This is a genomic window from Nocardia puris, assembly GCF_003315035.1.
GTDB classification, from domain to species: Bacteria; Actinomycetota; Actinomycetes; order Mycobacteriales; family Mycobacteriaceae; genus Nocardia; species Nocardia puris.
In genome coordinates this window covers 164,663-186,323 of the sequence record NZ_QNRE01000015.1, presented here as the reverse complement: position 1 = coordinate 186,323, position 21,661 = coordinate 164,663, and the positions used below count along the sequence as shown (strand labels likewise).

The window sequence follows — 21,661 nt, the reverse complement described above, 5'->3', positions numbered from 1 at the left end:
ACATCACCCTCCTCTATGTACTGCAACATGATCAGCTGCAACACACAGAGTTAATAGGGAAGCGGCGGCAGTAGAGTCCTGCCGCCCAGACGGCGTGGGCGAGGGGGCGGCCGCGGCGGATTCGCTGGTTCTGCCTGGCGCGGGCGAGGGCTATCCAGTAGCAGGCGATCGTCGGCACGGAGAACGCGATGAGTGTCGGGAAGCCTACGACCATCGCTTGCGCTAGGTCCTCCCGCTCGGTGGCGTCGTTGAGCATCGCGGATACGGGCAGCAGCATGATCAGGGGTAGAAGGAGGGCCAGGGTGCCCCAGAGGAGGAGACCTTCGATGGGCCGAGTTCCGGGTCCGGGATTGAGTGCGCTGGCCAGAGCGGTCGAGTGCGTGCTCGTTCGGGTCGCGGTGGCCACGACCGGAACTGCTCCGTAGGGTGTGAATCCGACGCCGTGGTAGTCACCGGTTGTGACCTCGGTGCCGGTGCCAGCGGCGTAGAGCGCGGGGATCGCTTGCAGGGCGTGGGTGGTGCGGCAGTGCGGGCAGTGCAGATCTGTGAGCATCGTGTGTCCTCGGGATCTGACGGAGACGCGGCAGGGATGAACGCACTCGGTTGTCAATCATGAAACACATGGCCGGGGCCTGTCGAGGCGTCCTGGGCTGGGCAAGGACTGTCTCGTGATGGGTCGGATGATCGGCAGGGCCGCGAAACGAGTGCGGGGGTCTGAGGTGGGCGAGGTCGCCGCTGCGTACAGGGTCGGTCGAGTCACTTTGTGCCGCAGTGGATCTCGCGCAAGTGCGGTACAGCGGACCGGGGCCCGCCAGCGCACCGCGCATGACGTTGGTCAGCGGCAATGACGCGGTCAACACCATTTCGGAGCTCCGTCCTCGGATGGGTCGGCGGCCGTCGCGGCGGTGAGGCGGTGGGCGAGTGGAGGTTCGGCGTGCAGCCATCTTCGGTGCCAGCGGAGCAGCCGGTGCGTGGGCTCGAGAGGGGGTGCTGGCGGCGACATCAGCAGGTAGCGCACCGGGGGTGCCCCAGCCATCTCGGCGGCTCGGCGGTCGGTGCGCAGGATCAGTTCGCGTTCGTCCGCAGCGGAGAAGAGTCGGGCGATCACCCACAGCACAGCGGCGATCCACGCCACGGCCACCAGGTCCGGCCACGACCACATCGTCATGGCGGTGACGACGAGCAGCGCGGCGAGGGTGACGAGATCGACCCACCAGAATGTGTTGCCGGACCAACGGATCACGGCTGTGCGCCACCATGGTGCCCGGATGGGGATCTGGGTGGCGGCGGGGTCGTTGGCGAGTGCGACCGCCTGCGCGAGTAGCGCGTCGCGCAAGGGCGCGTCGAGTTCGGCGTAGGTGCTCGCGTGTACGTCGATGCGGTGCGGTGTGGGGGGACGGTGCCGGTGCTGGCGAAGCGCCGGGAGGAAATACACCCTGGTCGCCGCATCCAGTCCGGTCTCGCGCACATACACCGGCAGCGACGGCAGTCCCGCACGAGCGGCCAGCACGTCGACCCGGTACTGCGCGTCGGAGTTCAGTTCATCGAGGTCGAAGTCGGTCACGAAATCTCTCCTGTTCGTCGCAATTGTGGTCGTGGACCGTGGGCCATCCCCCATCCTCACCACCGGCGACGGATCACACTGAAACGCCCCGTGGAGTTGTCAACGAGCGCCCGCAGCGCGGTGAGTCGAGTGTCCAACCCGCGCGCAGGTCGTCGAGTTGTTCGTCCTGAGGGGCGAGGTAGACGGTGTCGAGCTCGTTGCCTGTGGCATCGCGAAGCGGTTGCGAGATGGTGTCGTCGGCTGCCGCTTGCTCCAGGGCGGCGATGTCGTCGAGGAGTCGTTCGATGCGTGCCAGCTCGCTGCGGTATCACGCCATCGAGTCGAGCAGGCCGATGACGGTGGTCCAGCTGCTTCGCCAGCCGCGGACTCCATCGACCGACGTTCGCGCAGGGCTTCGGCGACCCGTGGGGCGGTCGGGATCGGCGTAGGTGCGGACCTTCCGACGACTGGTTGGTCGGCCTGCTCAACGTCACCCACGGTTGCTTGTGGTCAGAGGGCTGGGCTGGCGGTGACGGACTCGACGGCTTGGAGCAGGGAGATGTGCCCGGTCGAGTCGGTGGGCGAGATGCGCAAGGTGTAGGAGGTGGTGGTCCGGTCAGGGTTGCGCAGGTGGAGCGGGACGTCGGAAGGCCGGATGAACATGACGTCGATGGTCGAAGCCCATCGCTCGCGGAATTCGGGGTTGCGAGCCAGGACGGCCAAGCTGGTGCGCACCTGGACGGAGTCGCGATACCGACCGGCCACTGCGCGCAGCGACGCGACCGCGATCTTGGCTTCGGCGTCCCAGTCGTGAAGTGCGAGAAGACCGTCGTGCGAGAACACCCAGACCGGCACCGAGATGTCGGCAGCCAGTCCCGGGACGGCTTGCTGAAATCTGCTGTTCGACCACAGGATTGTCCAGGTCGGGTCCACATAGGCGGCGAGGATGCCGCGGTGGTCCAGATCGACCAAGCCGGTGCGCAGCGCTTCGGAGGAGGAGATCCGTTCGCGCAGCTGGTCCGGTGGTGCGAGGTCCTCAGGTGTGTGGCGCAGGTTGTAGAGGTGACGTGCCTGCATCGGGTCGAGGCGGTAGCCCGCGACGAGTTCGTCCAAGACCTCGTTGCTGGGCCTGCCGCGGCCGACCTCGATGTCCTTGATGTAGGTCTCGCTGACGTCGCACCGCCGCGAGGCGGTGTAGCGCGACCAGCCGCGGTGTTCGCGGATCTGCTTGAGCGTGGCACCGAGCGTGGGTGGTGCCGTGGTGTGGGCAGAGGGTCGACGGGCTCGCCCGGTGGGCATGGTCCCCCCTTTCTGGGTCTTCCGGCACGGCAGATGATCGCGTTACGATAATTGGTTACCCCCGAGACCTCGTTTATTTCCTACCAGAATGGGTTGCGCGCGGCAACTGTGAAACGTCCAGTTGCGCAATCGATCTCCCGCCGATATGGGCCGTCGTCGTCGAACCTGCCTGGATGCCGGCTGTGTGCTGGTGCCGCGAACCTGGTGCGCGACATCGGGTCCCGAAAGATAACGAACAGGTGCTGGAAACATCAAATGCGCAGATGAATGGTCTGTTCGAGTACCAAGATATTGTCGCCGTAGAATCTCCATCCCTTCGTGGGGTGGCGTAGATGGCTGAACGGGTTTTGGATGGAGTTCGTCCGATAAGCAACCCGAAAGGATTCCAATGGACCCGTTCGTGATTCTTGGGGCAGTCAACGGAGTGTTGACCGTCCTGAACAACGGCGTGCATCTGGCAGCGCAGGTGCTGTCGCTCGTGCTGCCGTTCATCTGACGGCGAAAGCCGCCTAGGAGTGGCCTCCTAGCTGCGGTTATGCGGCTAGGAGGCCGCGCGGGCGAGATGGCGCCCGTCGAATTATTCGATCTATTCCCTGTGTTATTCCCAACCTTCGTTGAAGGGTCTATTTGGCATGCGGAAAAACAAATTGGCCGGTGACGGTGTTGCCGGGAACTCGCCTTTTCGGGCCGGTTGTGCGGACCGTGGCCGGAATCGGGTGGGTGCGGGTGTGCGGCGTGGTTGCCGAGTGTTGCTCGCCGGTGCGGTGCCGGTGGTGGTGATCCTGTCGGCCGGGGCGGCGCACGCCGCTGCCCCCGCCGGCGCGATCGCCGAGCAGCCCGGCGTGACCGCCCCGCCGCAGCCCGGGACGGCAGCGCCTCCGCCCCCTCCCGCACCCGCTCCCGAGCCGGAACCTGCTGCGCCGCAGCCGGATCCGCCGGTGTACTACAGTCAGCCGCCGGAAGTGCGCAACGCGGCACCGTCGCGGCCGGCGCCGCCGATGGATGTGCCGGCACCGCCGATCCGGATCGAGGAACTGCACCTTCCGGAGCCGGTCGCACCGGTCGCGCCGATCGAAGCGCCGCCGGACAAGATCCGGATCGGGCAGTGGGAGGCCGATACTCCGCCGTGGTTGCCGCCGCAGTGCCGGGACCTGATCAACGACACGGCAGCCGGGCTGGAGGCGCAGGTCGCCACAGCACTGGACTCGGTCGGGATCCCGGCGGGGCGCTCGGATCGGGTGTCGGGCGCGACGCTGGCCGGAGCGGGTATCGGTGGCGCGGCCGGGGCGACGGTGCTCGGCGCACCGGCCGCCGCGGCGGGCGCGGTCGTCGGCGGACTGATCGGCGGCACGATCGGCGGAATCGCCGGAGCCGCACTGGGCACCGTGGTGCCGGTCCCGGTGATCGGCACGGTGACCAGCGGGATCGCCGGAACGGCGCTCGGAGCCGCGGCCGGCGCCGCCGCGGGAGCCGCGGTCGCGGGCGTACCGGCTGCGGCGGTCGGGGCGGTCGCCGGTGGCACGGTCGGCGCCGGGTTCGGCGCCGGTGTGGGGGTGGGCCAATGACGGCGACCACCCGGGCCGGCCGTGGCGTGCACATCGCCGCGGTCACCGCCACGGTCTGCCTCAGCGCGGCCGCCAGCGCCGGCATCGGCGCGCCGCCGGCGTCGTCGGTGCCGATCGGACCGGGCTGCCCGGCACTGTATGTGCTGGGCGTGCAGGGCACCGGCCAGAGCTCGCCGAACGCCGACCCGCTCGTCGACATCGGAGTGATGGGCGCGCTGATCGGCCCGGCGGTCACCGCAGTGCCCCATCTGATGCAGCGCAGCTACATCGCCTACGGTGCGGGCTTCGGCGGGATCGTCCCGGGTGGCGCAGCCGACCCCTACGTCGTCACGGTCACCGACGCCCGCCGCAAACTGGACGCCGCGGTGGTCGAGATATCCGCCACATGCCCGTCGACGATGATCGCTGCTGCCGGACATTCCCAAGGTGCGCAGGCAGTTTCAGGATTTGCACGCGACGTCGGCGCCGGTGTGGGACCGGTTTCGGCCGACAAGATCGCCGGTATCGCGCTGTACTCGAACCCCGATCGAGTACAGGGGGCTTCGGTGCTTGCCGGGCGCCCCGGCCAGCTCACGCCCGACCCGGCGCCGGGGACCAGCGGCGCGGCCGTGGCCGGAGTGCGGATCGCCAACCCCGCGGCCGCGGGTGGCGGGATCGCCGGGGCCGCCGACTACGGCGCGCTGACCGGTCGAGTCGCCGATATCTGCACCGACGGAGACCTGGCCTGCTCGGCGCCGGAGCGCGCCGCACTGCTGCGATTCGCCGCGATCATCGGCGCCCAAGCCGACCTGACCAACCCGCTGGCCGCGCTCACCTCGATCAACGCCGGGCTGTCCGGCGCGTTCGGCAGGGCGTGGAACACGATCGTGGCCAACGACTTCCACGTCGGTCCCGCCGTCGTGGACTACGCGCCGACGGCGACACTGGCGCAGCGACTCATCGAGTCCGCCGACCCACGCACGACGGCGACCGACCCCGGTGTGGCGGCGGCACGATGGGGCCACATCACCGCGACGATCGCGGCGAATCCCCTCGAACTGGGCAAACTCGTCGGCCAGCTCGCCGCCGCCTGGTCGGTGTTCACCGCGGACAACGCCGACCTGGTCAATCCGCTGGTCTGGGCCCGCTACCTCGACACCGTCGCCAGGCACAACAACTACGCCGCGCACGGGCAACTGGACTCGGGTATCGCGTGGCTGATCGCGCTGGCTACCGACGCGTCGGGAGCCGGGCGATGAGCGTCGACCTGTTCTACCAGGGACTGATCGTGGACACGGTCACACCGCCGGGCAGTGTCCTGCGCCGGCGACGGGTCGGGGTCCCGCAGCTCGACGGCGCGGCCGGGCAGGCCTGGCAGATCGTCTACGCCTCCCGCAGCGCGTTCAACGCACCGATCGCGGCGTCGGCCATCGTGATCGCCCCCGAGCACACCGAATCCCCCTCCGCCGCACTGGTATACCTCCCACCGTTCCACGGCCTGGGCGGCGCCGGCAATGCGCCGTCGCAGCGGCTGGCGGCGGGCACCTCGGCCAGCACGGAGGAGATCGGCGCGGCACTGGTACGCGGCTGGGTCGTGGTCGTGCCCGACGGGCACGGCATGGGGTTACGCGGGCTCGGGCCCGCCCGGTTCCCGGCGCGCCTGTCCGGCGCACGCGCCGCGCTGGACGCGGTGCGAACGCTGGAACGCCTCCCCGACGTCGCCTGGCCGGCGCTGCCCGCGCTTGCCTGGGGTTACGCCGACGGTGGCCGCACCGCGGTGGCGGTGGCCGAACACCAGCCGCGCTACGCCCCTGAGATCGACCTGCGCGGGATCGCCGCGGGCGCGGTGGTGGCCGATCTGGCCGCACTGGCCCGCTCGCACTCCCAGGGCCCGTGGTCGGGACTGGCGGTCGCGGCCATGATCGGCCTGTCGCGCGCCTACAGCCACATCCCGCTGCGCCATGTGCTCTCGGCGCCCGGCTACAGCGCCTTCGAGGACGCCGCTGTCCTGAGCGTCGAGGAGATCCGCGCGAAATTCGCTGCGCCGCTGTCGTATTGGTGCATCAGCGGCGACCCGTGGACCGACCAGATGTGGGGATTCGTGCTGGCCTCCGAACGGATGGCGCGCGAGGAACTCCCGCGCGTGCCGGTGCATCTCTACCACGGCGTCGACGACCAGGTGGTGCCGGCCGATCAAGCCCGCGGCCTGGTGCGCGCCTACCGGATGCGCGGTGTTGAGCCGATATGGCGGGAGTACCCGAGCGGCCACGGCCGCGCCGCCGTCCTCGGCCGCGCCGAGGCGCTGGCCCACCTGGATCGATTCCTGCATCAGGCACCCACGAGCACCTGAACCGCCCCGCACGACGCGAAAGACACGAAAAGCGATGCACGACACAATGATTCATCCAGCGAGAGTCGCCACTCTCTTGCTGCGTGCGGTGGCGGCGATCCTGGCCGCGGCGACGCTGGTGGGGGCGGCCGCCAACGCGAGCGCGGCGCCGGGCGTTGTGGCGCCGCTGGGCGCTACGTGCCCGGTCCTGTCCGTGATCGGGGTGCAGGGCACCGACGAATCCTCGCGTGAGGCCGCGGTCGGGGTGGACACCGGCGTCCTCGGGGTGGTTCTCGGTCCTCTCGCCGCCGGCGGTGAGCGGGTGGCGCGGACCTATCTGCCCTACGGCTATGACGAGGACGGCACGCGGGCACCCTATGCCCAGGCCACCGCAGCCGCGCGGGAGCGGCTGGAGCAGACGGCGATTGGGATCCTGCAGCGCTGCCCCGAGACCCGGCTGGCCGCGGTGGGATACGCCCACGGCGCCGTCCCGGTGCAGTGGTGGGCCCGCGACATCGGCGCGGGAAACTCCCGCATCCCCGCTGACCGGATCGCGGCGATCGCGTTGCTGGCCAACCCGAACCGTGCGCCGGGCACCCCGGTGCTCCCCGGACGGCCGGGCGCACGCACGCCCGACGCGGTGCCGGGCACCGACGGTGCCCATGTCGGCGCCGTCGAGGTCCTGGCATCCGCCCCGGCCGGAGGGGGGATCACCGCGCACTCCGAGTCGGCGGCCCCCACCGAGTACGGCGCGTTGACCGGCCGAGTCGCCGACTGGTGCGCGGCGGGGGACGCGACGTGCGACACCCCCGCGGACTCCCCACTGGCCGCCACCGTCGCCAACCTGGCGGCACGCTCGAGTCTGGGCGATCCGATCGCCGCCATCGGCACCATCGCACAAGCGCTGACCAGGACCGCGTTTCGTACCGCGACCACGGTGATCAACGAGGACCTGCACGGCACCACCCTGGACACCCTGTCCTACCGCCCCCAAGCCAGCCTCGGGCAGCGGCTGGTGGAGGCCTCCGCGCCGGATGCTCCCGCCCCGGACGGGCACGACGCGATCGCGGCGCTGCTCAAACTCGGCGGCATCGGCATCCACGCGGTGATCGCGGTGGCACGCAAGGTGTTCACCCCGGCCACCGTCGCCGAACTGGCCACCGTCGGCATGACCAGCCCCTGGGCGGCCCTCGCCGCGCTGGGGATGAAACTGGCCGGCGCCGTCGCCGAACTGGTGCCACCACAGACCGCCTCGCGCTGGATCAACCAGGCGTTCACCGCGATCACCAGCACCGTCACCGATCCAGACGAGCTCTACCAACTCGCCGGGGCCGCCCGCTACAGCGACACGACAGGCCGCACCGGCGCCTACCGCCGCACCCCGGCAACCCCTGCCGGGGACTCCACCCTGGCCACGGTGACCCGCTGGCTGCGCGCCGCCACCGACGACCTCGCCGCCAGCACCCCCACCACCGCGACGCCAAAACCCACCACCCGGCCCTCGGCCACGACCCGACCCTCGGTCTCCACACCGGGCGCCGCGCCCACCGAGCCGAGCGACAGCACGACGACACCCGCTCGTCCCGACCCGGGGACGACCGCGCCTACGAGCGCACCGAAACCATCCGGCGTGCCACCGGCGGGGACAACCGTCCCCTCCGGCACCGCCGGACCGTGACCCCTTCGGGTGGCGCGCGCCATCTGTCGGCACACCCTTACCCCTTGCTGTGCTGGCTGACCTCGTCCCTGACGCGTCACCCGAAGGGCCCCAACCCATCTGACCACACACGAAGGAGGTGACAGCACATGAGCGACGACGAGCAGGGCTGGCAATGGCTCGCCGGAACCGAACATCCGGCTCCGCCGACGACCGCGCCCGGCGATCGCGGCTCGGACGACGAGGCCTGGCAGTGGGTCACCACCGCCCGCTCGATCACCCCTACCCTGCCTGCGCGAGCCGCGGCCACATCGTCACATCTGCGGCCCGGGCGCCGGGTGGCCGCCGTCGCGGGCATGGTGTGCGCGGTCCTGGTGGTGGCCGCGGCGACCGTCGCGGCCCTGAGCGCGACCGCATCCGGCCCTGAGGTCTCCACCGGACCGGCCGTGGAGACTGCTGACCCGACAGCACCGTCCACCAGCGCCCCTGTGGTAGCCGAACCGGCGGCCTGCCTCGGGGTCGAGGACGCGACCGTCACCGACAGCGACAGCGACGGAACCGATCTGACCGCCGCGATCGCGGCGTTCCAATACGCCTACTACGCGCGCCGCGACACGGCGGCGGCGCTGGCGGTCGTCGCGCCCGAGGCCGGACTGGACCCGGCCGCGCTGGCCGCGGCGATCACCGCGGTGCCCACCGGAACCGAGCACTGCGTCGGGATCACACCGATCACCTCGACCGCCGCCGAAGTCCACCTCGTCGAACTGCGTCCCGATGGGCGGCGAGCCGACTACCTGCAACTGGTCAACGGCCGCGCCGACGACGCGGCGCGGCGGACCCTGATCACCAATATCCAGGGGCGGTGAGCCAGACATGAGTGCCGCGCTGCATCTGGTGAGCACACATCGCGGACCGATCCCGCATACCGACCTCGACATCGAACCGCCACCGCCGACGCGCCGGGCCGCGGTACGAGAGGAACCACTGCCGACCACCGGGGCCTACCCGCCGCTGTGGGCGGTGATGGGCGCGCACGGCGGCGCCGGCGCCACCACCCTGGCGCGCTGGTGGGCACCGGCCGCCGACGCCGGTCTGAGCTGGCCCGGCTCCGCGCGCACCACCCAGCGGGTGATCATCGTGGCCCGGGTGTGCATGGCCGGAATGATCGCCGCGGCCGACCGGCTGCGGGAGTGGCACGCGGGACTGGCCCCCGACGGTGTCGTGGTCATCGGCCTGGTCCTGATGCCACTGCGCCCCGGCCGGGTGCCCGCGCCGGTCCGCCGATACCGCGCCACGGTGACCGAGCTGGCCGAGTGCGTCTACGACATCGGCTGGCACGACCACCTCGCCCTGGAACCACACGAACTGGCCCAATTCCGCCCCGGCGACCCCCCACCCCCACGCCGGCGGGCGAGTCTGCGCGCCGCAGTCCCCGCCGATGTCGGACGCGCCGGCGCCGACATCGTCGACCGGCTGGCCCACTCACGCAAATCCTCTGCACAACAGCATATTTCGGAGAGTCCGTCATGACAGTGACAACCATGGTGGCCAGTGCGGCGAGCGAGACGCTGACCCTGCTCGCCCAAGCACCGGACGACATCGACCCCGGCCAGATCGTCCCGGTATCCCCGCCGGGATCGGACAAGCTGATCCTGGTCGTGAACTGGCTCCGGTTCCTGGTCAACCTGGCCGGCATCGCGGCCATCATCTACGGCGGCGGCCGGTTCGGATGGGAGAAATTCCACGGCGGCGCCCTGGAAAGCCCGAAAATTGTGGGGGCCGCCATTATCGGCGGGGTCGCCGCGACGATGGCGGCGCGCATCATGGGCGAAGTGGTGGCGACCTCATGACCACCACCCCACGCCCTGAACGCAACGCCGACCCCTCGCTGGCGGAATCGACCGTACCGCAAGCGATCACACCCGCAGCCCCCTGCGCTGGCGCCTCAGGCGCCGGTCCGCTCTCGGCGTCGGGTGAGGTCGTCTGCGTGCATCGGTGGGGAGCCGCGCACGCGCCCGCGACTGTGATCTACCTCGAACGTGGCGACTGGCGATCCTGGCGCCCGGTAACCAGCCGACTGCACAGCCGTCTCGGCGGCGGCATCGCCCAGATCACCGTCCACCGCCACGACCCCGGCACCGGCTGTAACCGCGCCAGAGAACACGCGCTGCCCACCGCGTCGAGCCCCACCGACCTCGACACCGCCGCCACCTACGCGACAGGAGCGATCGTGTGCGTGGCCACCGGTACCCGGTGCACCCTGGCACAGCGGTGGGCGGCGGCGCGGTGCCGCGAAAACCCCGCCGCCGTCGCGGGACTCGTGCTGCTGAACCCCGCGGCGACAGCTCCACCGGCCGGGGCCCCCCAGGATCCGCCGTCGGCCACCGACCTCGGCGAGCTGCGCGAGATCCCGACCTGGGTGGTGTGCGACAGCCTCGTCGACGGCGGATACGGCGCGCGATTCGCCGAGGCTCTGTGGGCCGACCACATCGACATCCCCGGCGGCGGGCACGCGGTCGAAGGCAGCCACCCCGACCGCGTGATGCATACCGTCCTGACCGCTCTCGAGGTCGCCTACCTCACCGACCGGCGCGGAGACCGGCCATGACCCGCCTACCCGAGGACGTGCGGGCGCCGCTGATCGAACTGCTGGGCATCCTGCTGTGGCTGGTGTGGCTGCTGTGCATCGGGCGCGTGATGTGGGTCGGGGGACAGCTGGTGGCCCGGATGTACCGGGACGAGGCCATCGAAGGGCTCGTGGGCGCGTTGAGCGCCGCGGTACTGGCCGGATCGGCCAGCGGCATCGCTGTGGCGATCCTGGCGACCTAGGACACCGAAACCGGAGACGATCTGCATGAAACTCTCACGAGCACAACGCATCCCACGCGCGAGCAGGATCGCGGTTCTGGCGTTCACCGGACCGATCGCCGCGGCAGCGCTGCTGGGATGTGCCAGCGACCCCGAGCCGAGCACCGCCGGACCGTCGAGCACCACCTGGGCGACCGACCGCCCCCCCAGCGGCGTGCACTGGCGGCCGTACCAGGGCGTGGAGCTGCCGATCACCGATCAGGGACCGCACCGAGTGGAAGGCGCGGTGGCCAGCGAGTTCGACCGCAATCCCGCAGGCGCGGCCGTGGCTGCCATCCACGCCAACGTCCGGATCGCCGTCGCCGACGACCGGGACTGGGCGACGGTGGGGCAGCAGATGCTCGCGGAGGGGCCGGGGCGAGACAGCTGGGCGGTGCTGCGCGCACAAGTGTCCATCACCGAACCCGCCACCGGCGCACCCAGGATCCTCGGATACCGCATCGCCCGCTACACCCTCGACGTGGCCGAGGTCGACATCTACAGCCGCCACCCGGACGAGTCGGTCACCGTGCACCGCGCTCAGGTCGTGTGGCGGGCCGATGGATGGCGTCTGCTGCTGCCCGAGATCCCCGGCTACCACACGGTGACCACGGCCGCGGCCGCACCGCCGGACATGGTGGTGCTGCCGTGGCCCTAGACCAGCGCTCCCGCAGCAGGCGGCGACCGATCCGCGAATATCAGCTGGCGGCAGTGTTGTTCGCGTTCATCGTCGCCGTCGTCGTCACCGTGTTCGTGATCGTCGTTCGCTCACCGGGCGAACCATCCAGCACCCCGGCACCGTCGGCATCGTCGTCGAGTACCCCATCGGTGACTTCGCGGGTCGCGCCGTTCTCGTCGACGGCGAGCAGACCACCGGCGGTCGACCGCTACGGGGTCCGTCTCGAGGACACCGGTGCAGATTCCGGTGTCGCGCTGGCCCAGGACGCTGCCGGTCGAGTGGATCCGGCCGATCCCGCCTACCTGCGCGCCGCGCCGACCGGTCTGCAATGGCAACGCGGCTGGGACGGCGCGGCGTTGCCGGTGTCGGCCTCCGACGGACCCACCCGGATCAGCGGCGGGGTCGCGACGGGATTCGCGCGCACCCCGCAAGGCGCTGCGCTGGCCGGGCTCGATGCCACCGCCCGTGCTCTCGCCGCTCCGGACGGCGAGTGGGAAAGCGTTGTCCGGCAACGCTTCTACGGCGAGCCCGACATGGTGGAGGTGCTGCTGGACCGCTACCGGCTGGCGCGCGCCCGCACCGTCGATGCCGCCCGCTACGTCGTCGTGCCCGACGGCGTTCGACTGATGGGCGGGTACGACGGCGAGCTGGCGGTCGTGGAGACCGCGACTCGCGACGGCGCCGGTGGATACAGCGTGTCGAGCCTGGCCATGGTCTGGGTGGACGGGGATTGGCGTGTGCGTATCCCCGGCGTCGTCGAACAGTTCTGGGCACCACCGCGACACGTGATGTCCATCGAGGACTTCGGCGCGTGGAAAGGCGGGCCGCGATGACCGCCCCCACTGTCCGTGACCAGATCGTCCCTCCCTTCTGCGATATCCCCGGGATGGCCGGTGCGGTCTGTGCGGTCGACGACGCCGCGGGCGCCGCGGCGAGCGCGGTGGCGAACTCCGCGCTCGACGACCTGGCCGAATGGATCGGTGAAGCATTCGGTGCGCTGCTGGGCCTGACCCTGACCTGGTGGACGCGGCTGCCCTCACCACACTTGACCGCCGACGCCAGCGGCGGGTGGGCGCCGGTCCTCGATCAGATCCGCGCCTACACCACCGAGATCCAGGTGCTGATGCTCATCGCGGGACTGTTGTTCGCCGCGGTGCGCCTGACGCTGGCCCAGCGCGGCGGGATGGCGGGGGAGGCGCAGGAAACGGTGCTGATGCTGGGCCGGGCGGTGCTGGCCTCGATGGCTTTGGCCAGCGTCATCACCGCGGGCACCCGCGCTGGAGACGCGTTCGCGGACTGGGTCATACGCGAAAGTATCGACGGAGATCTGGAAAGCTTCGGCTCGAACTTGTACCGGTCCTATGTGGCTGGATCGTTGGGGACCAGCCCCGGAATGCTGTTCATCTTGTTTCTGGCGTCCGCGCTCAGCATGCTCGTGCAGCTGGTGATGTTGGTGGCGCGCCAGGCGCTGCTGATCGTCGTGGTCGCGGTCCTGCCGATCGCGGCCGCCGCGTCGGGCACCGGGCCAGGATCGAAATCCTACAAGCGGTTGCTGGGCTGGGCGCTGGCGTTCGTGCTGTGGAAACCCGTCGGCGCGCTGGTGTACTCGATCGCGTTCACCGCGGTCGGCGATCCGCAGGGCGAGCAGACCGCTGTGCTCGGGCTGATCTTGCTGGCGATGTCGGCGCTGGTGCTGCCCGCGCTGATCAGGCTCGTCGCCCCCGACACGGCCAGCCTGGGTGGCGGCGGAGGCGCGGCCGCGACGGTGGCCGGCGGCCTGGCGGGTGTGGCCATGGCGGCGGCGGGAGCCCGCCGCGAAGGCCGCCGCCTCGGGCAATCCGCGCCCGGCGGCGGAGGCGGCGGGCCTGGTGGTGGTGGACCCCCGCCGCCGGCACTGCCGCCGGGCGGCAACGGCGGCGGGCGCCGCGCACTACCACCCGGCGGAGGCAACGCAAGCGGCGGCGGTGGGGGTGGACGTGGCGGCGGGGGCGGCGGGCCGCAGGCCCCGAGCGTTCCTCCCGGTGGTGGTGCGGCTACGAAGGCCGGCGCCGCGGCGCTGGTGGGCGCGCAGCTGGCCAAAGGTGCGGGCTCGGTGGCGGGGTCAGGATCGCCGGCCCGCCCGCCCGACTCGGCCGCCGACCAGCAGCGGCCCGGGCCCCTGGAGGTCCGGCGATGACGATCCGCATGTACGGCAGATGGGAAAAGCCGCGCAGCGCAGGGTTTTTCGGACTCACGTGGGGTGTGTCCATGTTCGGGCTCGGTCTGATCATCGCGATCATGGTCCTGTTCATGGCCTCGCCGCCGATGCCCGTACTCGGCACCGCGATCGTGACCGCGGCACTGGTGTTCACGCCGATGGCGGTCACCTACCGGGGCCGCACGGGGTGGGAACTGGCGCTGCTGTACGGGCAGTACGTCCTGGCCGCGGCGACCGGGGAGACGCTGTATCGCGCGGGACGGTTCTCGCGGTTGCCCGGGCGAGCGAAACTACCTGGACTGCTGGCGGATTCACGCCTGTGCGAGTACGAGACGCCCGGTGGACGACGGTTCGCCATGCTACACATCCGCCGCACCGACCACTACGCGGTCGTGCTGCGCGTGATGCCCCGCGGACAAGAGCTGGTGGACCAGTCGACGATCGACGCCTGGGTGGAGGAATACGGGCAGATGCTCGCCGCGCAGAGCCGCAGCGGCGACGTGGTCGCGATCACCTCGGTGCTGGAGAGCGTGGTGGAGACCCGGCTGCGGCCACAGCGAGAGGTGGCGGCGCTGGTCCGCGACGACGCCCCGGACTATGCCCGCCACGTGATGGCCGAAGCGGTGACCGACACCGGCGGGCCGGGGGTGCGGGTCGAGGCACGGATCGCGATCACCTACCGCCCGATGGGGCGCGGGCGGATCCGCCGCGACGAGGCCGAGCAGGCGCGCGAGATCGGGCGCCGCCTGCAAACGGTGGTCACCCAGCTCGCGCGAGCGGGGTTGCCCGCGCGGCCGATGCGAGCGTGGGAGGTGATGGCCCTGGTCCGGTCCCGCTACGACCTGGCCTCCCAACGCGATGTGGAGACAGCCGCAGAGTCGATCACCGAGACCCAGGGCTGGGACAGCGTGGGCCCGATCGCCCACGACGACCTGTGGGACCACTACCGCCACGACGGCGGCTGCTCGATCACCTGGGAGATGGACGAGGCACCCCGCGGCGCGGTGAACGAACGCGTACTCGAAGAACTGATCCGGCCGCGCCTGGATGTCGCCCGAAAACGCGTCGCGATCGTGTACCGGCTTCACTCAGCGGCCGAGGCAACCACGCTGGTGGACAACGATTTCCGCGATGCGGTCGCTGCTGAGCAGACCGAGCGCGGCATCGCCAGCGCCTCGGCGCGGATCCGGGTCACCAACACCGCGGCTTCGCGTGAGGAACAAGCGCGCGGCGCGGGCCTGACCCGGTTCGGTGCGCTGATCACCGTCACCGACCGGCTCGACGCCGATCTTCCCGGCATCGAAGCGACGGTGGCGGGGATGAGCGCGGCAAGTCGGCTGGGAGTGCGGCGCTGCTACGCGGCTCAGGCCGCGAGTTTCGCGGCGTCGCTCGGCGTGGGGATCGTGCTGCCAGAGCACGCGTCCACACCGAGGCGGAGGCGGATCGGGATATGAGCCCCACACCGAGACCTCGACGAATGCGCCCCGCGCGCACCACCGTGGTGGGTGGGGTGCGGGTGCTGACCGAGCAAGCGCGCGCGGACACCGAGAAGCGTGCGGGCGAGGGCGGTCTGCGCGGATGGTGGGCGCGGCGGATCCTCTCCAGCGACGACCACCGACGTGTCAACGCCGGTCGTGGGGGGCTCGACGACGAGCAGCCGGCGTTGCCGAACTCCGACGCGGGCGCGGTCCGCCTGTCCGACCGCGGCTACCGCGGCCGGGGCGGGGGTCGCGCGCGGGTGGTCGCGGCGACCCCGGAATGGCGGGCCACCACCACCCAGGTCGCCGGGCTGTGGCCGTTCGCCGTCGGTGCGGCCGCACCGATGCTCGGCACCCCCATCGGTGAGCACCTCATCACCGGGGCGGCTGTCCATTTCGACCCCATGACGGCCTTCCTGCGCAAACTGATCACCGCGCCGAGCCTTTTCGTGTTGGCGCTCAACGGTTTCGGCAAGTCCTCGCTGATCCGCCGCATCATCACCGGTCGAGTCGCCGCCGGTGACACGGTCCTGGTGGTGGGCGACACCAAACCGGACTATCGCGACCTCGTAGAGCAATTGGGCGGCCAGGTCATCCCGGTCGGATACGGACAATCGGTCATCAACCCGCTCGACGTCGGTGCCTACGGCTTGGCGGTCGCGCAACTGCCCGACCCGGCCCAGCGCCGCGAGGTCGCCGCCCGCGTGCACGCCGCCCAGGTCACCATCGTGGCCGGGCTGATCGAACTGGTTCGCGGTGCGCCCGTCGCCGACTTCGAGGAGGTGTTACTGGCCGCGGCCGTGCGCGTGCTCTACGACCCCGACGCCGGCGGGTTCACCCATGAGCGTCCCCCACACCTGTCGGACCTGCTCGAGGTGATCGGCACCGGCAGCGACCGCCTCATCGCCTACGCCGAGGAGGACACCGCGGCGGCCTACCGCGCGAGCACCAAGCCGCTACGGCGCTCGCTGCGCGCACTGACGGAGGGCCCGTTCGGTGAGGTGTTCGACGGACCCACCACGGCGCCGCTGGACCTCTCACGCCCCGCGGTGTGCATCGATGTCTCCGGAGTACCCGAAGGCGACGCCAAACTGCTCGCCGCGGTCTTGATGGTGTGCTGGTCAGCCGGATTCGGCGCCATCGGCGCCGCGCACGCCCTCGCCGACGCCGAACTGCAACCACCCCGACTGTTCGGGGTCGTGATGGACGAGATCTGGCGAGTGCTGTCCGCAGGTGGGGACTACATGGTCGACCGCGTCGACGCGCTCACCCGGCTGCAACGCGAGTTCGCCACCTGGCTCGTCATGTGCAGCCACACCCTACGAGATCTGACCTCGTTCAACAGCTCGGCGTCCCAAGCGAAGGGAATCGGGCTTTTCGACCGCGCCCGCGCGAAGATCATCGGCGCGGTCGGACCCGACGAAATCGAACGCATCCGAGGCTCGATCGGCATCACCGAAACGGCGAAATTGCTCGTGACCTCCTGGGCGGCACCGCTTCCCGCCAGCGACACCGACCACCTCGACAGCCCGAGCGGCGACGAGGACACACCACCAGGAATGGGCTGCTTCCTGCTCCTGACCGGCGAATCCTCCGACAGCGCGGGAACCCCATTCCGGCTGCACTTCACTCCCACCGAGCGCACCCGCGAGGTCCACAACACCAACCGCCGCTTTGACCACGAGATGAGGGCCCGCCAATGGTGACTAACGAAAGTGTGGCCGGAGGCGGGAGGCCAGTCGAATGGTGAGCAATCGAATCGTACTGGATCCGTTGGATCACTCCCCGGGAGCTCGCAGACCGAACAGGGAGTCGTTGACGGTGGGCCGACCGGGATTCGAGGCGGGCATGGTGCGGGATCGGGGGCACCGATGAAAAGTATTGGGGCGGCCCTGATTTCGGTCGTCGTCGCGGTGGTGCCGCTGCTGCTCCTGCTGGTCGTGATCGACACGCCCGGATGCGGGCCGGTGCCATCGGGCCCCGGCGCGGGAATGGCGTTGCCCGCGGGCTCGACATCGATGCCGATGGCGCAGGGCACCTACACCCTGACCTCCGGATACGGGCCCCGGTGGGGCACATTCCATTTCGGCACCGACTTCGGTGCCGACGCGGGCCAGCCGATTTACGCCGTCGCCGACGGCGTGGTCGCCGCCGTCGGCCCGGCGACCGGATTCGGCACGTGGATCGTCCTCGACCACAACGTGAACGGGTCCAGCTATTCCTCGGTGTACGGGCATATGTTCGCCGACGATATCGACCCCGCCGTGGTGGTGGGCGCCAGCGTCCGGGCCGGGCAGCAGGTCGCGAAAGTCGGCTACGCCGGCGAAGTTTCACCTCCGGGCCCGGGAGGAGCGCACCTGCACCTGGAGATCTGGGAGGGCACCCGGCTCGGTGGCGGTCGCGCGATCGACCCGATGCCCTGGCTGGCGGGCGCGCTCGAACCCGGCAGCGCCGGACCCGAACCGTCGGCTCCTGGCCCAGTTCCTCCTGGGCTTGACTCGCGGGCGGCCGCCGGGGTGGCAGAGCTTCCGCCGCTGCCTGCCAGCGTGGGCAGCGAGGACAAACTCCAGATCGACGCTGTGCGCGTGGCCCGCCTGGTCGCGGCCCGGTTCCCGGAGGTGACCACGATCGGAGGGTGGCGTCCACCCGATGCCTACGGCGAGCACTCGGCTGGCCGCGCGGTCGACGTCATGATCCCCGGATACAGCAGCGGTACCGGCAAAGAATTGGGTGACCGGATCACCCAATTTCTGCTGGCCCACGCCGCCGAGCTGCACATCGAGTACCTGATCTGGCGTCAGCTGTACATCCCGGGCACCGGGTCACCGTCGATGATGGAGGACCGCGGCAGCCCGACCGCCAACCACTACGACCACATCCACGTCTCGGTCAGCGGCGGCGGCCTGCCCGACGGTTCCACCCCGATCGGTCCCGGCCCCGCCGCCCCCAGTCCCGGCGTCGGCCCGGGGTCGGGTTCGGAGTGCGGGCCCGGCGGCGGCGAGGACGACCTGGCGCCGGGTCGGGTGCCGCCGGAATACGAGGAGATGTACCGGCGTGCTGGGACTCTGTGCCCGCAGATCCGCCCGTCCCTGCTGGCCGCCCAAGGCAAGCAGGAATCGGGATTCGACCCGAACGCGGTGAGTTCGGCTGGTGCGCAAGGTATTTCACAGTTCATGCCGGAGACCTGGCCGACCTACGGTCTGACCGATGAGGACGGCAACGGCCGACTCAGCCCGTTCGACCCGGCGGACGCGATCATGGCGCAGGGCCGGTACATGTGCGAGATCGCCGCGCAGGTCGACGGCTGGATCGACGACGGCAAAGTCATCGACGCGGGAGGCCGCGAGGAACTGTACCTCGCCGCCTACAACGCCGGGCCCGGAGCAGTCCTGCGAAACCGCGGATTTCCGGTCGACGGCCACGACTACATCGTCCAGACCCGGCCCTACGCGGACATCATCCTCGCGACGGCCCGCGAATACTCCACCACCCTGAGCTGAGAAAGAGAGATGACCGTGACGCGCAGAACCTGGCTTCTCGTCCTCGGCGTGCTGTCCGCCGTGGCGGTGGCCGTCACCGTGGTGGTGTCGGTCAGCCGCGACACTCCCGGCGGCGAACAGCATGGGCCCGGAGATGCCGAGCACGGGATCGAGGGCCCGATGCCCGAGGGCGCCGACGCGCTCACCGGCGCGGTGCACGCGCTCACCGCGATGTTCTCCTGGCAGCCGGTCGTCGACGAGAGCCCCGGCGCGGGTCTGGTGCGGGCTCGGCCGTGGCTGACCGGCGAACTCGCGGCCACCGCCGATTCCTCGCCCGGCGCCACCTCGGGGGTGCGGCCGCTACCGGACTGGCAGGCCTGGCGCGAGTCCCGCGACGTGATCCGCGCCGCGATCACCGAACCGACCGTCACCACGACGGTCGCCGATGGTGAGTGCCAGGTCGACGCGACCGTCACCCAGACCGTGCACCACGTCGACAACACCGCCACGCCCTACCGGGTCATGACGGTCTCCGCCGTCATGCGCGACACCGGCAACGGGTGGCGGCTGGCGCACTACCTCGTCATCAGCTGACCACACCCGGCAAAGGAGCACACCGATGTATCGCACCTCCAGCGGAGCCGCCGCCCGCGCAGTTGCTGCATGCCGCGACCACCAGCCGAATCGTCACTGTGACACCACGGGCGCCGTGGGAGGGCTGGGACCTGCGCCGCCGCGGGCCCACTACCGCGCGGCCCGAAATTGCCGGTGCCGCGTGTGCAGACCCAGCCCGCCAGTGGTCGACGACCGCGCCGCTCCTGTGAGGAGGACTTGATGACCACCATGAACAGTCACCGTCAAGAGTTGCTGGCCATCGCGGCTGTTTCGGCCGGTCACCCGATCTGGAGTGAAGCTTACGGCGACGAAGACCGCACGCGCATGCGTCTGGAAGTCGAGCAAGATGCCCGCGCGGCGGGGGTGCCGGACCGCCAGATCGATCAGGTCCGGGTACTGGGGATGCTGTTCATGGATTGGGAACGTGTGGGTGAGGCACGCGATCTCGACGCTGCGGTGCGAGCCGGTCTGAGATGGTGTGCCGCAGTCGAATTCGTGCGATATCGGCAGATGATCCTTGTCGGCGCCGTCATCGAGACCGAGTTCCTTCGCTGGCAGCCGCCTGCCGGTCGACCGTGGCACATGTCGCGGATGCACCCGTCGGTGATCCAACATGAGCGCAACCTTGCCGCGGTCCGCTCGCTGATCGCCGTGACGACCGATCTCGCCGAGCCGAGCACCGATCAGGCCAGAGCGCTGGTCAGCACGCTCACCACTGATCGCGACAAGATCTTGCGCGCGCTGTCGCAGACACTGTGGGAGTGCCCGGGCAGGCTCGACGAGATCTGGGCCGAGGAGCATTGCCACCCCCGGATCGAACGGCACGGCACGCATGTGGCCTCGACGCTGCTCGATACTCCGGCCGATCGCGGTGTGCATTTCCAGGCGACCGCTGATCTGCTGGCGGCCGCCCGCGGGCGTCTCGCCGAGCTCCGTGAGACGGCCCTGTCCGAGGTGTTCGCCGGGTGGGCTGCCCCGCACCCTGCCACCACCACTGAGCCCGGACCCGCGGAGACCATCGGCGGCAGCCCGCCGCCACCGGCCTCTCCGCACGCTACCGAGGAGCCCTCGCTGTGACCGGCAACGATCGGCTTGCGACCCGCTCCCACACCGGCGAAGACGCCGCGGCGAGGCGGCTGCGCTACCGGCTCTCGCCGGGGCGGGTAGCCCAGTACTACGCCGGCGAACTCCAACAGCACGCGAGCACAGCGCGCATCGATGAGATCGCCCGCGGCTACGCACTCGATGAGGACCCCGCCCGCTACGAGCGTTTCCTCACCGCGTTACTCGTCGAGCACGGCATCGATTACGAAGCGATCCGGCAAGCGGAGCTGGTGCGAGGCCGTACCTACGACCGACTCGTCCGCCGAGCACGCCACGCACCGGCCCTTACTCTCTGGGCCGCAGCGCAATTCGGGCGTTTCGCGGTGTGTGCCGAAGACGGCACCGTGATCTCGCGGGGACACCTTCCTCGCCACCTGCGCGGCGAGGACCTCGACGAGCACGACCCCGACGAGCACGACGTCGGTGGCGAAGGCGACGGCAGCGAGGATGCGATGGCGACCGCATTGGCCGACGCGCAGTCGGAACTGGTCGCCCACCACGCGATCCGGATAGCTGGACGCGCCCGCGCCGCTGCCGGATTGCGTGCGCTGCGCTTGCGACTGATCCTGTCCCGCCGCCGCGGCATCCAGCCCGCCCGCCTGCGCTACGCCGCGACGCGCGAGGTCCTGGTCCTCGACCTGGACACCAACGCCCACGGCAGCCCTGCCGCCGCAGCGTGCCTGGACCCCACCCCCGTGCCCTGGCGCCACTACGACCTGACCACCCTGCACGTCGACCGGTCCGGACGATCGACATGAACACACCCGCCACCGAACAGACCCCCGCCCCGGGTGCACGAGGCACACCGCGGCGGACCGCCCGCGCAGTGGCGTCCGTGGCGGTCACACCGGCCTGCGTGCAGGCGGCCACCGACGACATGGGACTCCATG

At 70.6% G+C, this 21,661-nt stretch carries 21 protein-coding genes; 18 read left to right on the top strand and 3 right to left on the bottom strand.

What is annotated here, in order from left to right; all coding sequences use genetic code 11:
* Nucleotides 1–31: 31 nt before the first annotated feature.
* From DFR74_RS29120 to DFR74_RS29110, 3 genes are all read right to left on the bottom strand, one after another.
* Nucleotides 32–553, bottom strand: coding sequence for a hypothetical protein (locus DFR74_RS29120; RefSeq protein ID WP_067514194.1), 522 nt, complete (start codon nucleotides 551–553; stop codon nucleotides 32–34).
* A gap of 300 nt (nucleotides 554–853) precedes the next feature.
* A complete protein-coding gene (locus DFR74_RS29115) occupies nucleotides 854–1,564 on the bottom strand; it encodes a hypothetical protein (protein WP_067514195.1) in 711 nt (236 codons plus the stop codon).
* 489 nt (nucleotides 1,565–2,053) lie between these two features.
* Nucleotides 2,054–2,842, bottom strand: a complete 789-nt coding sequence (locus tag DFR74_RS29110; RefSeq protein WP_067514196.1) for a helix-turn-helix domain-containing protein — start codon at nucleotides 2,840–2,842, stop codon at nucleotides 2,054–2,056.
* A gap of 746 nt (nucleotides 2,843–3,588) precedes the next feature.
* On the opposite strand from DFR74_RS29110, the gene DFR74_RS29105 reads away from it, so the two are divergent.
* The 18 genes from DFR74_RS29105 to DFR74_RS29020 all read left to right on the top strand — a co-directional run bounded on the left by DFR74_RS29105 (nucleotide 3,589) and on the right by DFR74_RS29020 (nucleotide 21,529).
* A complete protein-coding gene (locus DFR74_RS29105) occupies nucleotides 3,589–4,407 on the top strand; it encodes a hypothetical protein (RefSeq protein WP_113975347.1) in 819 nt (272 codons plus the stop codon).
* Nucleotides 4,404–5,645, top strand: a complete 1,242-nt coding sequence (locus tag DFR74_RS29100; protein WP_084538256.1) for a cutinase family protein — start codon at nucleotides 4,404–4,406, stop codon at nucleotides 5,643–5,645. The genes DFR74_RS29105 and DFR74_RS29100 overlap by 4 nt, the downstream gene beginning before the upstream one ends.
* Nucleotides 5,642–6,736 carry a lipase family protein gene (locus DFR74_RS29095; protein WP_067514725.1) on the top strand — a complete coding sequence of 365 codons (1,095 nt, stop codon included), beginning with the start codon at nucleotides 5,642–5,644 and terminating at the stop codon, nucleotides 6,734–6,736. Before DFR74_RS29100 ends, DFR74_RS29095 begins: the two co-directional genes overlap by 4 nt.
* A 46-nt stretch (nucleotides 6,737–6,782) precedes the next feature.
* On the top strand, nucleotides 6,783–8,393 hold the full coding sequence (locus tag DFR74_RS29090; protein WP_170160815.1) for a cutinase family protein: 1,611 nt from the start codon (nucleotides 6,783–6,785) through the stop codon (nucleotides 8,391–8,393).
* A gap of 128 nt (nucleotides 8,394–8,521) precedes the next feature.
* A complete protein-coding gene (locus tag DFR74_RS29085; protein WP_067514729.1) occupies nucleotides 8,522–9,238 on the top strand; it encodes a hypothetical protein in 717 nt (238 codons plus the stop codon).
* A 7-nt stretch (nucleotides 9,239–9,245) separates the two neighbouring features.
* Nucleotides 9,246–9,902: a hypothetical protein gene (locus tag DFR74_RS29080; RefSeq protein WP_198161950.1), complete on the top strand. Its 657-nt coding sequence runs from the start codon at nucleotides 9,246–9,248 to the stop codon at nucleotides 9,900–9,902.
* Between the two features lie 11 nt (nucleotides 9,903–9,913).
* Nucleotides 9,914–10,222: a hypothetical protein gene (locus DFR74_RS29075; protein WP_084538258.1), complete on the top strand. Its 309-nt coding sequence runs from the start codon at nucleotides 9,914–9,916 to the stop codon at nucleotides 10,220–10,222.
* A 137-nt stretch (nucleotides 10,223–10,359) separates the two neighbouring features.
* On the top strand, nucleotides 10,360–10,980 hold the full coding sequence (locus DFR74_RS29070) for an alpha/beta fold hydrolase (protein WP_147265982.1): 621 nt from the start codon (nucleotides 10,360–10,362) through the stop codon (nucleotides 10,978–10,980).
* Entirely contained in the window at nucleotides 10,977–11,201 is a 225-nt protein-coding gene (locus DFR74_RS29065; RefSeq protein WP_067514736.1) for a hypothetical protein, read from the top strand. The genes DFR74_RS29070 and DFR74_RS29065 overlap by 4 nt, the downstream gene beginning before the upstream one ends.
* Before the next feature lie 25 nt (nucleotides 11,202–11,226).
* Nucleotides 11,227–11,877 (top strand): hypothetical protein, encoded by a 651-nt coding sequence (locus tag DFR74_RS29060; RefSeq protein ID WP_084538257.1) that lies wholly within the window; start codon nucleotides 11,227–11,229, stop codon nucleotides 11,875–11,877.
* On the top strand, nucleotides 11,868–12,731 hold the full coding sequence (locus DFR74_RS29055; protein ID WP_147265981.1) for a hypothetical protein: 864 nt from the start codon (nucleotides 11,868–11,870) through the stop codon (nucleotides 12,729–12,731). Before DFR74_RS29060 ends, DFR74_RS29055 begins: the two co-directional genes overlap by 10 nt.
* A complete protein-coding gene (locus tag DFR74_RS29050) occupies nucleotides 12,728–14,074 on the top strand; it encodes a hypothetical protein (RefSeq protein WP_147265980.1) in 1,347 nt (448 codons plus the stop codon). Before DFR74_RS29055 ends, DFR74_RS29050 begins: the two co-directional genes overlap by 4 nt.
* A complete protein-coding gene (locus tag DFR74_RS29045) occupies nucleotides 14,071–15,549 on the top strand; it encodes an SCO6880 family protein (RefSeq protein ID WP_067509095.1) in 1,479 nt (492 codons plus the stop codon). Before DFR74_RS29050 ends, DFR74_RS29045 begins: the two co-directional genes overlap by 4 nt.
* A 23-nt stretch (nucleotides 15,550–15,572) precedes the next feature.
* Nucleotides 15,573–17,279 carry a hypothetical protein gene (locus DFR74_RS29040; protein ID WP_228815635.1) on the top strand — a complete coding sequence of 569 codons (1,707 nt, stop codon included), beginning with the start codon at nucleotides 15,573–15,575 and terminating at the stop codon, nucleotides 17,277–17,279.
* Nucleotides 17,280–17,444: 165 nt separating this feature from the next.
* A complete protein-coding gene (locus tag DFR74_RS29035; RefSeq protein ID WP_067509098.1) occupies nucleotides 17,445–19,073 on the top strand; it encodes a M23 family metallopeptidase in 1,629 nt (542 codons plus the stop codon).
* Between the two features lie 15 nt (nucleotides 19,074–19,088).
* Nucleotides 19,089–19,646 carry a hypothetical protein gene (locus DFR74_RS29030; RefSeq protein ID WP_147265979.1) on the top strand — a complete coding sequence of 186 codons (558 nt, stop codon included), beginning with the start codon at nucleotides 19,089–19,091 and terminating at the stop codon, nucleotides 19,644–19,646.
* Between the two features lie 240 nt (nucleotides 19,647–19,886).
* Nucleotides 19,887–20,744: a hypothetical protein gene (locus DFR74_RS29025; RefSeq protein WP_067509102.1), complete on the top strand. Its 858-nt coding sequence runs from the start codon at nucleotides 19,887–19,889 to the stop codon at nucleotides 20,742–20,744.
* A complete protein-coding gene (locus DFR74_RS29020) occupies nucleotides 20,741–21,529 on the top strand; it encodes a hypothetical protein (protein ID WP_067509104.1) in 789 nt (262 codons plus the stop codon). The genes DFR74_RS29025 and DFR74_RS29020 overlap by 4 nt, the downstream gene beginning before the upstream one ends.
* Nucleotides 21,530–21,661: the final 132 nt, after the last annotated feature.

Bases quoted from the DNA above. Each gene is read 5' to 3' on its own strand.
- DFR74_RS29085 (WP_067514729.1), top strand. From the start codon at position 8,522: ATGAGCGACGACGAGCAGGGCTGGCAATGGCTCGCCGGAACCGAACAT.
- DFR74_RS29090 (WP_170160815.1), top strand. From the start codon at position 6,783: ATGATTCATCCAGCGAGAGTCGCCACTCTCTTGCTGCGTGCGGTGGCG.
- DFR74_RS29120 (WP_067514194.1), bottom strand. From the start codon at position 553: ATGCTCACAGATCTGCACTGCCCGCACTGCCGCACCACCCACGCCCTG.
- DFR74_RS29060 (WP_084538257.1), top strand. From the start codon at position 11,227: ATGAAACTCTCACGAGCACAACGCATCCCACGCGCGAGCAGGATCGCG.
- DFR74_RS29110 (WP_067514196.1), bottom strand. From the start codon at position 2,842: ATGCCCACCGGGCGAGCCCGTCGACCCTCTGCCCACACCACGGCACCA.
- DFR74_RS29040 (WP_228815635.1), top strand. From the start codon at position 15,573: ATGCGCCCCGCGCGCACCACCGTGGTGGGTGGGGTGCGGGTGCTGACC.
- DFR74_RS29075 (WP_084538258.1), top strand. From the start codon at position 9,914: ATGGTGGCCAGTGCGGCGAGCGAGACGCTGACCCTGCTCGCCCAAGCA.
- DFR74_RS29025 (WP_067509102.1), top strand. From the start codon at position 19,887: ATGACCACCATGAACAGTCACCGTCAAGAGTTGCTGGCCATCGCGGCT.
- DFR74_RS29100 (WP_084538256.1), top strand. From the start codon at position 4,404: ATGACGGCGACCACCCGGGCCGGCCGTGGCGTGCACATCGCCGCGGTC.
- DFR74_RS29050 (WP_147265980.1), top strand. From the start codon at position 12,728: ATGACCGCCCCCACTGTCCGTGACCAGATCGTCCCTCCCTTCTGCGAT.
- DFR74_RS29035 (WP_067509098.1), top strand. From the start codon at position 17,445: ATGAAAAGTATTGGGGCGGCCCTGATTTCGGTCGTCGTCGCGGTGGTG.
- DFR74_RS29080 (WP_198161950.1), top strand. From the start codon at position 9,246: ATGAGTGCCGCGCTGCATCTGGTGAGCACACATCGCGGACCGATCCCG.
- DFR74_RS29095 (WP_067514725.1), top strand. From the start codon at position 5,642: ATGAGCGTCGACCTGTTCTACCAGGGACTGATCGTGGACACGGTCACA.
- DFR74_RS29045 (WP_067509095.1), top strand. From the start codon at position 14,071: ATGACGATCCGCATGTACGGCAGATGGGAAAAGCCGCGCAGCGCAGGG.
- DFR74_RS29065 (WP_067514736.1), top strand. From the start codon at position 10,977: ATGACCCGCCTACCCGAGGACGTGCGGGCGCCGCTGATCGAACTGCTG.